Raw genomic sequence first — 14,332 nt, forward strand, 5'->3', positions numbered from 1 at the left:
TCAGGATCCAGAGGTGTCGTCCCGGTACACCTGCCCGCCCTTCATCACGAAGCACACCCGCTCGGTGACCGACAGGTCCGCGAGCGGATCACCGGGCACGGCGATGATGTCCGCGAGCAGCCCGGCCCGCAGCCGGCCCCGGTCGTCGGCGTCGATCAGCTCGGCGGCGACGGTGGTCGCGGCGCGCAGCGCCTGGAGCGGCCGCATGCCCCGGTCGACGAGGGCGAGCAGTTCCAGGGCCCCCTTGCCGTGCGGGATGGCGGGGGCGTCGGTGCCGAGGGCGACCTTGACGCCGCGCCGGATCGCCCGGGACGTGGACTCGCGGGCGCGCGGGAAGACGTCGGCGGCCTTGGCCTTCAGGGCGGGGTCGGCGTGCCGCGTGTTCATGCCCTCGGTCAGATACGTGGTGGCGACCAGGAAGGTGCCGCGCTCCACCATCAGGTCGAGGGTCGCGTCGCTCGCGAGGAAGCCGTGCTCGATGCAGTCGATGCCGGCCTCCACGGCGGCCCGGATCGCCGAGTCCCCCATGCAGTGCGCGGCGACCTTCACCCCCGCCCGGTGCGCCTCGTCGACGACGGCCCGCAGCTCCTCGTCGGAGTACTGCTGCGCGCCCGCCGGGCCGGTGTGCGACATGACCCCGTTGGAGGCGCACACCTTGATGACCCGGGCCCCGTACTTGATCTGGTACCGGACCGCCTTGCGCACCTCCGGCACGCCGTTGGCGATGCCCTCCTCCACGGTGAGGGGCAGCACCCCGGGGGCGAGCGCCTGGAACATGGTCGGGTCGAGGTGTCCGCCGGTCGGCGCGATCGCGTGCCCGGCGGGCACCACCCGCGGCCCCTCGACCCACCCGAGGTCGATCGCCTTCTTCAGGGCGACGTCCAGCAGCACTCCCCCGGTCTGCACGAACAGGCCGAGGTTGCGTACGGTCGTGTAGCCGCGCCGGAGCGTGCGCCGCGCGTTGGCGGCCGCGCGCAGGGTGCGTACGGCGGGGTCCTCCTGGACCGGGATCAGCGGGCTGCGGTGGTCGGGGCCGCCGAGGAAGAGGTTGACCTCCATGTCCATCAGGCCCGGCAGCAGGGTGACGTCCCCGAGGTCGCGCACGACCGTGCCCTCGGGGAGCCGGGCGGGCCGGCCCACCTCGGCGATGTGCTCGCCTTCCACCAACACCTCGGCGGGTTCGACGAGTTCGCCCTTGTCGATGTCGAGCAGCCGCGCCGCGCGCAGCAGTGTCGGGGGATGCGCCCCCATCACACGGCCGGTTCGACGACGGCGTCGATGCTGGAGGGGCCGCTGTCGGGCACGCGCGGCTGGCCCCATGCCTCCACCGGGAAGGCGACGGTCACCAGCGCGCAGAACGCCCACAGCAGGTGCTTGTCCTCGTCGCCGATGTCGTCGAGGCTGACCTTCTCCAGATACGCGGTGCCCTTCTCCAGCAGCGGGAACGCCACGTCGTAGAACGCCTGCAACTCCTCCATGGTGGAGGCGACGCGCTTGGCGTAGCGGGCCCGCTCGCCCTGGAGCGCCCAGTCCGCGAACGGTTCGAGCGCGGCGAACTCGGCGGGAAACACGTTGGCCATGTCGGAGACCTCCCTGTCAGGACGCGGTGGTCGGCTGCTGCGTGTGATCGGCCACGTACTGCCGTGCGGTCTGGTGCAGATGGCGCAGCAGGACCTCCTGGTCGCAGAGCGGGAACTCGTCCAGCGTGCGCGTTTCGAGCATGGTCTGGGTGGCCTCCAGGGTGTTGCCGTCCTGCAGGCCGTACTCCTTGAACGAGACCACCGCGAGTTCCTGCTGGAGACGCTGGAAGGCGTTCTCCGGCGGCACGAAGTACGCGGTGCCCTCGAAGATGTGGGTGTTGTACGACGTCGGCCAGTAGTGGTACGTCAGCACCCAGTTCGGCCGCCAGATCAGCAGCATGAAGTTGGGGAAGAAGACGAAGGTGTCCATGCCCCAGACGCTGCTGCGCGTGGGGTTGATCGCGGGCGGCAGCTCCTCGGTGGTCAGGCCGATGTCGGGGGCCTCCCAGGGGCCGAACAGGCCGCTGCGCAGGGCTCGTTCGATCGGTTTGACCATGGCCCGCTCCTTCGGCGGAGCGATGCCGCCCCAGGACGAGACCATGCTGTGCGGGCCGTCGACGTCGTACGCCAGCGCCTCGTAGCCGTACTTCTTGATCTTGGCGGCCTCTTCGGCCACGTACTGGCCCGAGTGCAGGATCGGGGCGTGGTAGAACTCGGCGAACGCGTCGATGAACAGCTTCCAGTTGCTGCCGATCACGGCGCGGTACTTGTGCACCCGGGTCAGCTTGTGGAAGGGGTAGCCCTCGATGCCCTGCGCGAACCGGCCGAGGTAGTCGCGCAGCGGGGTGGTGTTGTCCGGGTCGAGGTTGACGAAGACGAACCCCTCCCACACCTCGGTCTGCACCGGGAGCAGCCCGTACTTCGACTTGTCGACGCCGAAGAACTCCGACTCCTGCTGGACGAAGGTGAGCTTGCCCTCCAGGTCGTAGCGCCAGGCGTGGTACTTGCAGGTGAAGGCGCGGCAGGTGCCCTTGGTCTCCTCGCGCGGGTAGTCGTCCCACACGAGCTTGTTGCCGCGGTGCCGGCACACGTTGTGGAAGGCGCGCACCTCGCCGTCGGTCCCGCGGACGACGACGACCGAGGCGCGGGCCGCGTCCAGCTCCTTGGTGAAGTAGCTGCCCTTCCTGGGCAGTTGCTCGACGCGCCCGACATTCAGCCAGGTCCGGCGGAAGATGGCGTCTCGTTCGAGCTCGTAGAAGTCCGGCGAGATGGAGTCCGCGTAGGAGACCGGCTCCGTGTCGATCTTGAAGTGCTCGGTCCAACTGCCCTCGGGCGGCTTCGGGAAGTGCGCCATGGATCGGAACCTCCGGTCGTTTGACACCACCCACGATAACAGTGGTCTCAATTGAGGAGAACAGCATTTCCGCAAAGTGCACAACGAGCGTCACGCAGGGCGCGGGGTGGCGTACGACGCCGCCGGTCCGTACACCGCTGGGTGCCCGTTGGGCACCGGGTCCGCGGGACGTGGCGCGGGCCGCGGACGTCGTGGTGCTCAGCCTGCCCGACGGGACGGTGTGCGGGCAGGTGGTGCGGGAGCTGGCGGGCGCCCGCGGGCGGCGGGTGACGCACGTCGTGGACACCTCGACGGTGGGCGTGGCGGCGGCGCGGCGGCGGTCGCCGCGGTCACGGAGGCGGTGTGGGAGGCCTTCTCCACCGAGGAGCCGGGCGCGGACTTCACCCGGATCTACCCCTTCGTCGAGGGCAGGTGAGCCTCGGGGGTGCGGTCCGTGCCCAGCAGCGCGGACAGCGCGTCCCGTACGACCTCCGGATAGCGGCCCGCGTCCTGGTCCACGAGCCACATCGGGTGGAGACCCTCGATGAGGGCGAGGACGGCTGTCGCCGCGGTCCGCGGGCTCAGGCCGCTCGGCAGCCGCTCCCCGTAGCGCTCGGTCAGGAGCCCGGTGAGGTGCTCCTGAAGGGACCGGCAGCGGTCCCTGACGTATCCGGCGGCCGGTTCCTGGCCGGTGACCGCCTCGGCCACGACCACGCTGTACACCGTGGCGAGTGAGGGATGGTCCTGCTCGAAGGCGACGGCTTCGGCGAAGTCTCCGGCCCAGTCCTCGCCGGCCTTCCGACCGGCCAGATGCTCCCGGTTGAGCTGTTCGCGGTAGTTCAGGACCTCCAGCAGCAACTGCTTCTTGCTGGGGAAGTAGTGCAGCACGCCCTGCCGGGTGAGACCGGCGCGCTCCGCTACCGCGTCGATCGAGGTGCCCCGGAAACCACGCTCGGCGAAGACGTCGAGCGCCGCCTGAAGGATCTCCTCACGCCGTGCCGACGCCACGTCGCGCCCCTTCCGCCGTTGGACAGGTGCCCGCACACAGTACGTACGGCCGCCGGGGCAGGGCGAGGGGGGCGTACGGATTTCCCGCCGAGAGGTCACAGCCCCATGGCGTCCAGGGTGGCGCGGGCGGCCTTCCGGACCGGCCCCGGGTCCCGGACGCCCGCCGCGTCGGCGCTCTCCGCGATCCCCGCCAGCAGCCGTACGTCCTTGGCCAGCAGTCCGCCCGCGTGGGCGGCGATGCGGTCCAGGGTGCCGCCGGCGTCGGCGACCCGCTCCAGCGCGAAGCTGTGCGCGCTGCCGCGCGGCAGGATCCGGCCCAGTCCGGCCCGGTCCAGGCCGAGTGCCGCACCCAGCGCGAGGGCGTCGGCGGCGAGCCCCAACTGGGCGGTGAACAGGACGTTGTTGAGGAGTTTGGCGGTCTGCCCGGCGCCGGTGGCGCCGAGGTGGACGACCGGGTCGCCGTAGGCGGCGAACACCGGGCGGCAGTAGGCGAAGACCTGGGGGTCGCCGCCCACCATGACGAGCAGGGACCCCTGTTCGGCGGCTCGCCCTCCCCCGCTGACCGGCGCGTCGAGCACCGGGACCCGCTTGACGCGGGCGTGCTCCTCGAGACGGCGGCAGGTGTCGGGGTGGACGGTGGAGTGCACCACGACCACACCGCCCCGGCGCAGACCGGCCAGGACGCCGTCCCGTCCGTACGCGACCTGTTCGACGTCGGCGTCGTCGACCACGCACAGGCACACCACGTCGCAGGCGGCGGCCAGTTCGGCCGGCGAGCCGGCCGCCTTGGCGGCGGTGCCGGCGAACGGGGCGAGTGAGGCACGCCGCCGGGCCCACAGGGTGGTGTCGAAGCCCGCCTCGACGATCCGCCGCGCCATGGGTGCGCCTTGGCTGCCCAGTCCGATGAAGCCCACGCGCACGCGGACCGCCTCCTCAGGTCGTCCTCCGCGGGCGCCAGAACGCGGCGAGCAGTCCGGCCGTCGCCACCGCCCCCACGCCGAGCACCACACCGGCGCCCGCCCATCCGGTCACCGCGATGTCCGCGGCCGTGTCCAGCGCGTACCTCCCTGGCCCCCAGGCGCCGAGCGCCAGCGCGAGCACGCCCAGGACGAGGACGTACTCGTAGCCCTCCCTGAACACGAAGAAGCCGTTGGGGCGGTGCGCGAGCAGTCCGGCGACCAGCATCACCGAGAGGACGGCGGCGCAGGCCAGCGGAGTGAACAGCCCGGCCACGAGCAGGGCGCCCGCACCGAGTTCGGTCAGCACGCTCAGCCATGCCTGCAGCCGCGGCCGGGTCAGGCCGAGGCCCGCGAACCAGCCCGCGGTGCCGGTGATGCCGCCACCGCCGCGCCAGTGGTTCCAGCCGTGCGCCGCCATGACCGCGCCGAGCACGAGCCGTACGGCCAGCAGGCCGGCGTCCGCCGCTTCACCCATCCTGGCCGCCCTTCTCGGTGGGCAGGGCCCGCACGCCGAGCGCGCACTCCTCGACGAAGGCCAGCACGTGCAGGTGGTAGGCGAGGGCGGTGCGGCCCACGCTGGTGTTGTGGCCGCCGCCCGCCTGCTCGTGCAGCACCACACGGGGCGAACCGGTGAACATCGACGCGACGTCGGCCAGTCCGTCCGGGCCGTTCGCCCACACCTGCTCGTACTCGCCCAGGGTGATGTGCACCGGCACCGGGACGCGCGCCGCGAGCCGGGCGAACTCCTCCTGCCAGCCCTCCCGGCTCCCCTCGTACGCGGGCGAGGCGGCGCCGATCCGCCGACCGCCGTGCACGTCGGGCGGGTAGGCGTGCGGCGGGTCCCACAGGGTCCGGCGCAGGCTCGGCCGGGGGCGGGCGGGATCGCGCCGCCACTCCTCCATCGCGTGCAGCGCGTTCGGGTGGTGGACGCGGCCCATCCCGGCCAGCTCCACGCCCAGCAGTCGCGCACCGCGCGGGTCGCTCGCCATCCGCACGGTCAGCTCGCAGCCCGCCGAGTGGGCCCACAGGAACGTGCCGACACCGCGCTCGCGCCCGTCGAGCAGCGCTTCGACGGCCTCGTACGCGAAGTCGGTGCGCTGCTCGGGCGTGCGCAACCGGTCCTCGTACCCGGCCGAACCGCCGTAGCCGGGGCGGTCCAGGGCGAGGACGGTGAAGCCCGCCGCGGCGGCGGTACGCAGGAGGGACAGCCTCGGGTGGCCCGGGTGGTCGAAGTAGGCGGAGGTGGTGGCGCCGCCGTGCAGGGCGACGATCACGGCCTGCGGGCGGGACGCCTCGGCGAGCAGGGCGGAGGCGGGGATGCCGCGTACGTCGGCCTCCTGCCGGCGTACCGCGGCGTCGAGTTCGGGTTCCAGAGAGGTCATTCGTCCGTCCTGAGCAGGAGTACGCCGCTGGGGGTGAGCCCGCCGCTGGAGACCACCGCGGTGCGCGCGCCGGCCACCTGGCGTGCTCCGGCCTCGCCGCGCAGCTGGAGCACGGCCTCGTGCAGCAGGCCCATGCCGTGGGTGCGGCCGTGCGAGAGCTGACCGCCGTGCGGGTTGAGCGGCAGTGTCCCGTCGCGGGCGATGTTCTTGCCGCCGTCCAGGAAGTCGCGGGCCTCGCCGATGCCGCAGAAGCCGAGCGCCTCGATCCAGGACAGGCAGTTGAAGGTGAAGCCGTCGTAGAGCAGCGCCACGTCCACGTCGCCGGGGCGCAGATCGGTGCGGGTCCACAGGTGGGCGGCCTGGCCGAGGACCTGCGGTTCGTGGGTGAGGGATGCCTGGTCCCACTCCGGGCGCTCCACGACGCGCGTACCGACGGCCTCGACGCGCACCGGCCGCTTCGGCAGGTCGGGGGCCGTCTCGGCGGCGGAGACGACGACGGCCACCGAGGCGTCGCACGGCACGTCGCAGTCGTACAGGCCGAAGGGGGTGGTGACGGTGCGCGCCGCGAGGTAGTCGTCCAGGGTGAGCGGGTCCCGGTAGACCGCGTCCGGGTGGAGGGCGGCGTTCGCGCGCTGGTTGAGGGCGATCCGGCCGAGGGTCTCGCGGGTGGTGCCGTAGCGGTGCATGTGCCGCTGGGCGTTCATCGCCAGCATGATCGCGGGTGAGACGGCGCCGAACGGCTTGAACCAGCCGTCGGGGCCCGCGGGCCGCGGCATAGGGATCTTTCCCTGCCGTACGAGTTCGGCGTACGTCGCCTCCCAGACCGTACGGAAGCACAGCACGTGCCGGGCCAGGCCGCCCGCGACGGCGAGCATCGCGGCGATCACCGAGCCGCCGGGTCCGAAGGTCTCCGCCGCGCCGTTGTGCCAGACCGGGCGGATGCCGAGCGCCGATTCCAGCGCGGTCACCCCGCCCTCGGCGAAACCGCCGTACGCGCCGCCGCCCGGGTAGGTGGACAGGCCGTCGATGTCGTCGAGGGTGAGTCCGGCGTCGGCGACTGCCTTCTCGCAGGCCTCGACGGTGAGTTCGAGGGGCGGGACCATGAGGCGGCGGCCGATGCGGGAGGCTCCGGCGCCGGTGATGACCGCTCGCTCCTCGAACCTGCGCGAGGGGGCGGCCGTGGTCGTCCGCACGGGCTCGTCCGCGGGAAGCGGGGCCGCGGGCGGTTGTTCGGCGCACGGGCGGAACAGTGGCAGCCATGCCTCGCCCGCCTGCTCGAACACCGCCTCCATGCGCATGCCGAGCCTCAGGTCCTCCGGCGCGCAGCCGACGGCGTTCGTCGTCAGCCGCACCCTGGGGTCCTCCTCGATCGCCACCTGGGCGACGACGAAGGGGGTGGGCAGGCCGGGGAACGGGAAGCGGTGGTTGACGGTGAAGCCGATCAGGGTGGCCCGGCCGGACACCTCACGGATCTGCGTGTCGTGCCCCCGGCAGTGGCGGCAGACCGGCCGGGGCGGGTGGATCAGTGCGCGGCAGCTCGCGCAGGCCTGGAAGCGGAGCCGTCCGTCGCGGCCGGACGTCCAGAAGAACTCGGTCTCCTGGGTGGTCCGCGGCTGCGGACGGACGGCTGCCGGCGTACTGCTCAACGGATCTTCGCCTCCGCCTTGCGGACGGTGACGGGGGCGGCCAGGCCCTGTTCGTCGCAGGCTTCCTGAAGCGTCACGAGGGTCTCCTCCAGTCCCGGCCCCAGGCGGCGGCCGGGGGTGAAGCCGGCCGGCAGGTGGCGCATGCCCTGGATGACGCCGATGGTCTCGTAGTGGACGGTGCCCTCGGGATCGCAGACGAAGTCCGGGATGCGGTCGAGGACTTGGACGAGCATCCGCTTGAAGACCGTGCGGGCCACGTTGGAGCCGATGCAGCGGTGGATGCCGAGACCGAAGGCGGTGTGCCGGTTGCCGCCGCGGGTGAGATCGACGCGGTCGGGGTCGGGGAAGACGGACGGGTCGCGGTTGGCCATGGCCCAGGACAGCCACACCCGGTCGCCCTCCTTGAACTCGACGCCGGCGATCTCGCAGTCCTCCGCGACGGTACGGCCGTCCCCGGGCGCCGGCGTGAAGTAGCGCAGGAACTCCTCGGTGGCCGGGTCGAGCAGGCTGTCGCGCTCGCGGCTGATGCGCTCGCGCTCCTCGGGGTGCTCGGAGAGCCACTCCAGGGAGTGCGCGGTGAGCGCCGTGGTGGTGTCGAAGCCGCCGCCGATGAGCAGCGCGAGGGCACCGACCAGGTCGGCCTCGGGCGGGGTTGCTCCGTCGATCTCCATGCGGACGAGGGCGTCCACGAGGCCGGGACGCGGATGGGCGCGGACGTCCTGGAGGGTGGCGGCGATGTCCTGGAGCATCGCCATGTGCGCCTCCACCACGCGGGCCATCTCCGGTGAGTTCGGCGGGGTGTAGACGCCCGCGTGGGCGGGCTCGTTGTACAGCTCCCACTTCTTCAGCGGGATGCCCATCATGGCGAGGGTGAGGACGGCCGGGACGATGTTGGCGAGGTCGTCGACGAAGTCGATCCGGCCGCTCTCGATCCGCTCGTCGAGGCAGGCGCGGGCGACCTCGTCGATGAACGGGATCCACCGCTTGACGGCCGCCGGGGAGAGGTAGGGGTTGAGGGCGGTGCGGTAGGCGCGCTGCTCGGGCGGGTCCATCTCCAGGAAGCCGCCGCGCAGGCCCTTGCCGCGGGGCGGCGCGGGGATGCTGATGCCCTGGTAGCCGCGGCGCTCGCCGTGCACGTCGTGGTCGTTGGAGAGTTTGTCGCCGGCCCGGGCGAAGGCGAGCAGTTCGCGGTTGCCGGCGGCCACCCAGTGCCCGCCGTAGGTGTCGGTCCAGGCGAGCGGGCAGCCCGCGTGGAACTCGCGGGTCTGCTCCTCGAACCGGTGCCGGTACTCGGGGGCGTGTCGGTCGAAGTGGACGCGGGGCTGCTTGCGGGCCCCGTCGTCCGTGCTGTCCGGTGTGGTCATGGTTGCCTTCCTCTCGGTCTGCCGCGCCCGCTCAGATCACGCTGATGGCGCGTTCGGGGCAGGACCGGACGGCTTCGACCACCGCGTCCTGCTGAGCCTGCGGGACTTCCTCGGTGATCGGCGAGGAGTGCCCGTCGATCTCGCTCAGTTCGAAGACCTCCGGGGCGCGCATGGCGCACAGGGTGTGGCCCTGGCAGCGCTCGGGGTCGACGCGTACCTTCACGTGCTTCAACTTCCCTTCGGGTCAGGTCCGGGCATCAGGTGAGATCGGACATGGACTTGCCGACGTCGGCCAGGGTGACCGGCTTTCCGTAGTCGCCCTTGTACTTGTAGGCGGGGGCGTCGCAGCGGAAGGAGCCGTTGTCCGGCTCGAAGTCGGCGGGCCGCCAGCCCTCGGCGGTCGCCTCGACGACGCAGTAGCACGTGGGCGGCTCCTTGGAGGTGAGGTCGAACGGGGCCTGCAGACCTCCCGCGGTCCACTCCTGGTGCTTCATCGCGTTGTCGTGGACGCAGGTGCGGGTGAGGGTGGCGCAGTCGCGGGCGGAGACGGCGAAGATCAGCCAGGCGGAGAAGGCGCGCAGGACCGGGTACGTGACCTCCTTGCCCGGCGCGTACTTCTCGAACAGGTCGATCACCTGCTGGGTGGCGGAGTTGTCCGCCGCGCTCTCCAGCGGGGCGGTGGCGAACAGTTCGGCGTAGTTGTGCTGCCTGGCCAGGGCCGGTCCCGCCAGCTTCGGGAAGGCGGATCCGTAGGCGTTGCTGTTGGCGTCGATCCAGTCGGGCGCGTAGCCGATGTTGGTCAGGGCCTGCTCCAGCTTGGCGAGGCTCGCGAAGTCACCCAGGAAGACCAGGCCCCTGACTCCGTCCTTCTTGATCGACTGTGCGTACGGGGTCCAGTCCGAGACGCCGGCCGACGGGTACAGATCGCTGTAGGAGACCTTGCCGCCGAGACCGGCGACGGCCTCCTTGAACTGGGCGGCCATGCCCTTGGTGACGGGGGCGTCACCCGCGATGACGCCGACCTTCTGTGCCGAGTCGGGGTACTTGTCCTTCAGCAGCCAGGTGTAGAAGCCGGAGTACTGGAAGTACCCGGCGACCGGGCCGGCCGCGAGCACCTGGAGGTCGGAGCCGATGGCGCCGGCCTGGCTGGACTGGGCGGGGAAGTTCGGCAGGAGGCAGTTCAGGCGGTCCTTGACGCCCAGGCTGTCGAGTGCGGCACCGCCGCCGACCAGTGCGAAGTCCGCCTTGCAGGCTTCCAGGGTGCGCTGTCGGACCTCCATGAGCTTCGCGTCCCGCGTCACGGGGACGATCTCGCGGCCGTTGATGCCGCCCGCGTCGTTGCACCAGGAGGTGAACACCTCGGCGGCGTCGACGAATTCGGACTTCTTGCTGAAGCCCATGTCGGTCATGACGCCGACCTGGACCCTCTCGCCGGTGACGCCCCGCACGGTCGAGGGCTTGGCGGTGCCCGGCCCGCACACGTCCTTCAGCGTGCCGAAGTCCGACGTGGTCCCGGTCTCCTCGGCGGCGGGGCTCGCCTTCCGTGCGGTGTCGCTCTCGTCGTCGGAGCGGGTGGAACAGCCGGCGAGCAGCACCGCGACCGCGGTGACCGTGCCGATCAGCAGTCTGCGCAAGGTGCCTCCTCGGGGAGCTCGGACGCCGTCGTCCGAGGGAGACTTCAGTGGTGCGGGTCAGGTGACCGCGCCGCTCGCCTTGAGGGCGAGGATGCGGTCCCAGTCGTAGCCGAGTTCGGTGAGGATCTCCTCGGTGTGCGCGGCGAACTCGGGAGCGGGTTCGAGGCGGGTGTCGTCGACGTCGAACTGGACGGGGCTGGCGACCAGTTCGAGCTCGCCGGCGTCGCCGATGTAGCCGTTGGCCCGCACCTGGGCGTCGGCGGCGGCCTGCAGGGTGTCCTGGACCGGCGCCCAGGGGCCGTCCAGGGCGGCGAGGCGCCGCGACCATTCGGCGAGGGTGCGGCCCGCGATGATCTCGCGGAGGGTCTTCACCGCCTCGTCGGTGTGCGCGGCGATGGACTCCGCGGTGGCGAAGCGCGGGTCGTCGGCGAGCTCCGGGTGGCCGAGGCAGTGGCACACGTTCGCCCAGAACTTCGCCGGCTGGAGCATGACGAAGGAGACGTACCGGTCGTCGGCCGTGCGGTAGAGGCCGGAGAGCGGGTTGGTGGGTGAGCCGTGGCCGCTCGGGGCCACGCCCTCCCACGGCCGCTCCAGGCGCAGGGACACTCCGATGGCGTGGCCCATCGCCCACAGGCCGCTGCCGAGCAGGGAGACGTCCACCACGGACGTCTCGCCGGTGCGTTCGCGGCGCAGCAGCGCGGCCGCGATGCCGCCGGCGAGGTTGGTGCCGGAGATGGTGTCGCCGTAGGCGGGGCCGGGCGGGCTGATCAGGCCCTCGGTGCCGGGCGGGGTGATGCTGGCGGCCGTGCCGGCGCGGGCCCAGAAGGCGGTCATGTCGTAGCCGCCCTTGCCGGCCTCGGGGCCGCGTGGGCCGAGCGCGGTGCCGCGGGCGTAGACGATGCGCGGGTTGACGGCGCGGATGTCGTCGACGTCGATGCCGAAGCGGGCGCGGGCGGCGGGCAGGAAGCTGGTGAGGAACACGTCCGCGTCCTTCGCCAGTTCGTGCAGCACCTCACGGCCCTCGGGGGTCGCCATGTCGAGGCCGAGGGAGCGCTTGCCGCGGTTGGCGTGGGCGACGTTCGGGTTGGGGTCGCCCTCCACCCTGAACGTGCCGGTCCGGCGCAGCCCGCGCTGCGGGTCGCCGTTGACCGCGTGCTCCACCTTGACCACGTCGGCGCCCCAGTCGGCGAGCACGGCTCCGGCCGAGGGCACGAAGCCGTACATGGCGACCTCCAGGACGCGGATCCCCTCCAGCGGCCTCACGGCTGCTCCTGGGGCACGACCACGCGCGCGAACGCCTTCTCCTCCAGGAACTCCTCGAATCCGGCGCGGCCGCTCTCCCGGCCGATGCCGGACTGCTTGTAGCCGCCGAACGGCACGTCCGGCGCGAAGTAGTTGCCGCCGTTGATGGAGAACGTGCCGGTGCGGACGCGGCGGGCGATCCGGATCGCGCGGTCCTCGTCGGCGCTGTGCACCGCTCCGGACAGCCCGTACTTCGAGTGGTTGGCGATGCGTACGGCGTCGTCCTCGTCGTCGAAGGGGATCACCGCGAGGACGGGTCCGAAGACCTCCTCCTGGGCGATCTCGCTGTCGGGGTCGACGTGCGCGAGGAGGGTGGGCTCGTAGAAGAACCCCGGGTCGACGGGCTTGCCGCCGCGCACCAGGGTCGCCCCCGCCTCGACGGCGCGGCGCACCATGCCGTCGACCTTGTCGCGCTGCTGCTCGCTGATGAGCGGGCCCATGGCGGTCTTCGGGTCGGTGGGGTCGCCGACGCGGACGCGTTCCATGCCGGCGGCGACCAACTGCACGATCCGGTCGTGGTGTTGGCGGGGGACGAGGAGGCGGGAGGTGAGGGCGCAGCCCTGGCCTGAGTGGGAGCAGATGGTGAAGGCGGCGAACATGGCGGCCTGGGTGAAGTCCGCGTCCTCCAGCACGATCATGGCGGACTTGCCGCCGAGTTCGAGGAAGACCCGCTTCACGCTGCCGGCCGCGGCGGCCATGATGCGGCGGCCGGTCGTGGTGGCTCCGGTGAAGGTGACCGCGTCGACGTCGGGGTGGGTGGTGAGGACCTCGCCGGTCTCGGCGCGCGAGGAGCTGAGGATGTTGACGACGCCGGGCGGGATGTCGGTGTGCCCGGCGATGAGTTCGCCGAGCGCGAGGGTGGTGAGCGGGGTCTGCGGGGCGCCCTTGAGGACGACCGTGCAGCCGGCGGCGAGCGCGGGGGCGAGCTTGGCGAGGGCGAGCTGGTTGGGGAAGTTGTACGGCAGGATCGCGGCGACGACGCCGACGGCCTCCTTCTCCACCCAGCGGTGGTGGCGCCGACCGCGCGACTCGGTCTCGCCGAGGTCCTCGGTGAACTCGTAGGTCTCCAGCAGGTCGGCGTAGTACTTCACGATGCCGATCGGCTCGTCGAGCTGCAGGCCGTGGGTGAGCTGGCGGGGTGCGCCGACCTCGGCGATGGTCAGCTCGCGCAGGTCCTCGCGGTGCTCGTCGAGGGCGGCGTGCAGCTGGCGCAGGCAGCGCAGCCGCAGCTCCCTGTTGGTGGACCAGTCGGTGGTGTCGAAGGCGCGGCGGGCGGCGGCGACCGCCGTCTCGGCGTCGGTCTGCGTCGCGTCGGGAGCGTGGCCGAGGAGTTCGCCGGTGGCCGGGTTGTACGAGGCGAAGGTGGCGGCGGCGGCGGTGAGTTCGCCGTCGACGAGCTGGGACTTCACGACCGGCGCGCTCACAGCCTCACCACCGATCCGCCGTCGACGGCGACGACCTGGCCGGTGATCCAGGCGGCGTCGTCGGAGAGCAGGAACAGCAGGGCGCCCGCCTGGTCGGCTGGGGTGCCCATGCGCTTGAGGGCGAAGGACCCCACCATGGCCGAGCGGACCTCCTCGGGGATGATGCTGCGGGCCGCCTCGGTGTCCGTCGGACCGGGCGCGATCGCGTTGACGCGGATGCCGCGGCCGCCGAGCTCGGCGGCGAGGGATGCCGTGAGGTGGTTGATGCCGGCTTTGGCGAGCCCGTAGAAGGCGGTGGCCTGCCAGGCGGCGGTGGACGACTGGTTGACGATGGCCGCGCCCTCCTTGAGGTGCGGCAGAGCGGCGCGCGTGACGTACAGCGCACCCAGCAGGTTCACCTTCAGGAACCGGTCGAGGTAGTCGTAGTCGACGGTGACGAGGCCCTCACGGCGCATGCCGTGGAAGATCGCCGCGTTGTTGACCAGGTAGTCGATCCGACCGAACTCACGGATCGCGGTGTCGACGAGTGCCTGCGCCGAGGCCGGGTCGGCGACGTCGACCTTCACGAACAGCGCGTCGCCGATCTCCTTGGCGACCCGCTGCCCCTGCTCCTCGTTCAGTTCCGCGACCACGACCCGCGCGCCCTCGGCGGCCAGCGCCTTGGCATAGCCCTCACCGATGCCCTGTCCGGCCCCGGTGACGATGGCCACCTTGTCCTTGAACCGCATACCAGCCTCCTCGCTCGACTGTTCGGAAACTA

General features: G+C 72.0%; 14 protein-coding genes. All 14 read right to left on the bottom strand.

Annotated elements, in window-relative coordinates; all coding sequences use genetic code 11:
- Complete coding sequence (locus ABZ078_RS16145; RefSeq protein WP_356575669.1) at positions 1-1,251, bottom strand: amidohydrolase family protein; 1,251 nt, start codon at positions 1,249-1,251, stop codon at positions 1-3.
- Positions 1,251-1,580 carry a hypothetical protein gene (locus tag ABZ078_RS16150; RefSeq protein WP_356575671.1) on the bottom strand — a complete coding sequence of 110 codons (330 nt, stop codon included), beginning with the start codon at positions 1,578-1,580 and terminating at the stop codon, positions 1,251-1,253. The genes ABZ078_RS16145 and ABZ078_RS16150 overlap by 1 nt, the downstream gene beginning before the upstream one ends.
- A 16-nt stretch (positions 1,581-1,596) precedes the next feature.
- The gene (locus tag ABZ078_RS16155) at positions 1,597-2,874 is read right to left on the bottom strand and encodes an aromatic ring-hydroxylating dioxygenase subunit alpha (protein WP_356575672.1); all 1,278 of its coding nucleotides are present in this window, start codon (positions 2,872-2,874) and stop codon (positions 1,597-1,599) included.
- 390 nt (positions 2,875-3,264) lie between these two features.
- Positions 3,265-3,861, bottom strand: coding sequence for a TetR/AcrR family transcriptional regulator (locus ABZ078_RS16160; RefSeq protein WP_356575674.1), 597 nt, complete (start codon positions 3,859-3,861; stop codon positions 3,265-3,267).
- A gap of 95 nt (positions 3,862-3,956) precedes the next feature.
- A complete protein-coding gene (locus ABZ078_RS16165) occupies positions 3,957-4,781 on the bottom strand; it encodes an NAD(P)-dependent oxidoreductase (RefSeq protein ID WP_356575676.1) in 825 nt (274 codons plus the stop codon).
- A 13-nt stretch (positions 4,782-4,794) separates the two neighbouring features.
- Positions 4,795-5,295: a DoxX family protein gene (locus tag ABZ078_RS16170; RefSeq protein ID WP_356575678.1), complete on the bottom strand. Its 501-nt coding sequence runs from the start codon at positions 5,293-5,295 to the stop codon at positions 4,795-4,797.
- Positions 5,288-6,202, bottom strand: coding sequence for an alpha/beta fold hydrolase (locus tag ABZ078_RS16175; protein ID WP_356575680.1), 915 nt, complete (start codon positions 6,200-6,202; stop codon positions 5,288-5,290). Before ABZ078_RS16175 ends, ABZ078_RS16170 begins: the two co-directional genes overlap by 8 nt.
- Positions 6,199-7,848 (bottom strand): OB-fold domain-containing protein, encoded by a 1,650-nt coding sequence (locus ABZ078_RS16180; RefSeq protein ID WP_356575682.1) that lies wholly within the window; start codon positions 7,846-7,848, stop codon positions 6,199-6,201. Before ABZ078_RS16180 ends, ABZ078_RS16175 begins: the two co-directional genes overlap by 4 nt.
- The gene (locus ABZ078_RS16185; RefSeq protein ID WP_356575684.1) at positions 7,845-9,212 is read right to left on the bottom strand and encodes a cytochrome P450; all 1,368 of its coding nucleotides are present in this window, start codon (positions 9,210-9,212) and stop codon (positions 7,845-7,847) included. Before ABZ078_RS16185 ends, ABZ078_RS16180 begins: the two co-directional genes overlap by 4 nt.
- Before the next feature lie 31 nt (positions 9,213-9,243).
- Positions 9,244-9,435 carry a ferredoxin gene (locus ABZ078_RS16190; protein WP_356575686.1) on the bottom strand — a complete coding sequence of 64 codons (192 nt, stop codon included), beginning with the start codon at positions 9,433-9,435 and terminating at the stop codon, positions 9,244-9,246.
- Between the two features lie 34 nt (positions 9,436-9,469).
- Complete coding sequence (locus ABZ078_RS16195; RefSeq protein ID WP_356575688.1) at positions 9,470-10,846, bottom strand: ABC transporter substrate-binding protein; 1,377 nt, start codon at positions 10,844-10,846, stop codon at positions 9,470-9,472.
- A 57-nt stretch (positions 10,847-10,903) separates the two neighbouring features.
- On the bottom strand, positions 10,904-12,109 hold the full coding sequence (locus tag ABZ078_RS16200) for a CoA transferase (protein ID WP_356575690.1): 1,206 nt from the start codon (positions 12,107-12,109) through the stop codon (positions 10,904-10,906).
- Positions 12,106-13,572, bottom strand: coding sequence for an aldehyde dehydrogenase family protein (locus ABZ078_RS16205; protein ID WP_356575692.1), 1,467 nt, complete (start codon positions 13,570-13,572; stop codon positions 12,106-12,108). The genes ABZ078_RS16200 and ABZ078_RS16205 overlap by 4 nt, the downstream gene beginning before the upstream one ends.
- Positions 13,569-14,300: an SDR family oxidoreductase gene (locus tag ABZ078_RS16210; RefSeq protein ID WP_356575694.1), complete on the bottom strand. Its 732-nt coding sequence runs from the start codon at positions 14,298-14,300 to the stop codon at positions 13,569-13,571. The genes ABZ078_RS16205 and ABZ078_RS16210 overlap by 4 nt, the downstream gene beginning before the upstream one ends.
- Positions 14,301-14,332: the final 32 nt, after the last annotated feature.

It is taken from the genome of Streptomyces sp. NPDC006385, assembly GCF_040612485.1.
GTDB lineage: Bacteria > Actinomycetota > Actinomycetes > Streptomycetales > Streptomycetaceae > Streptomyces.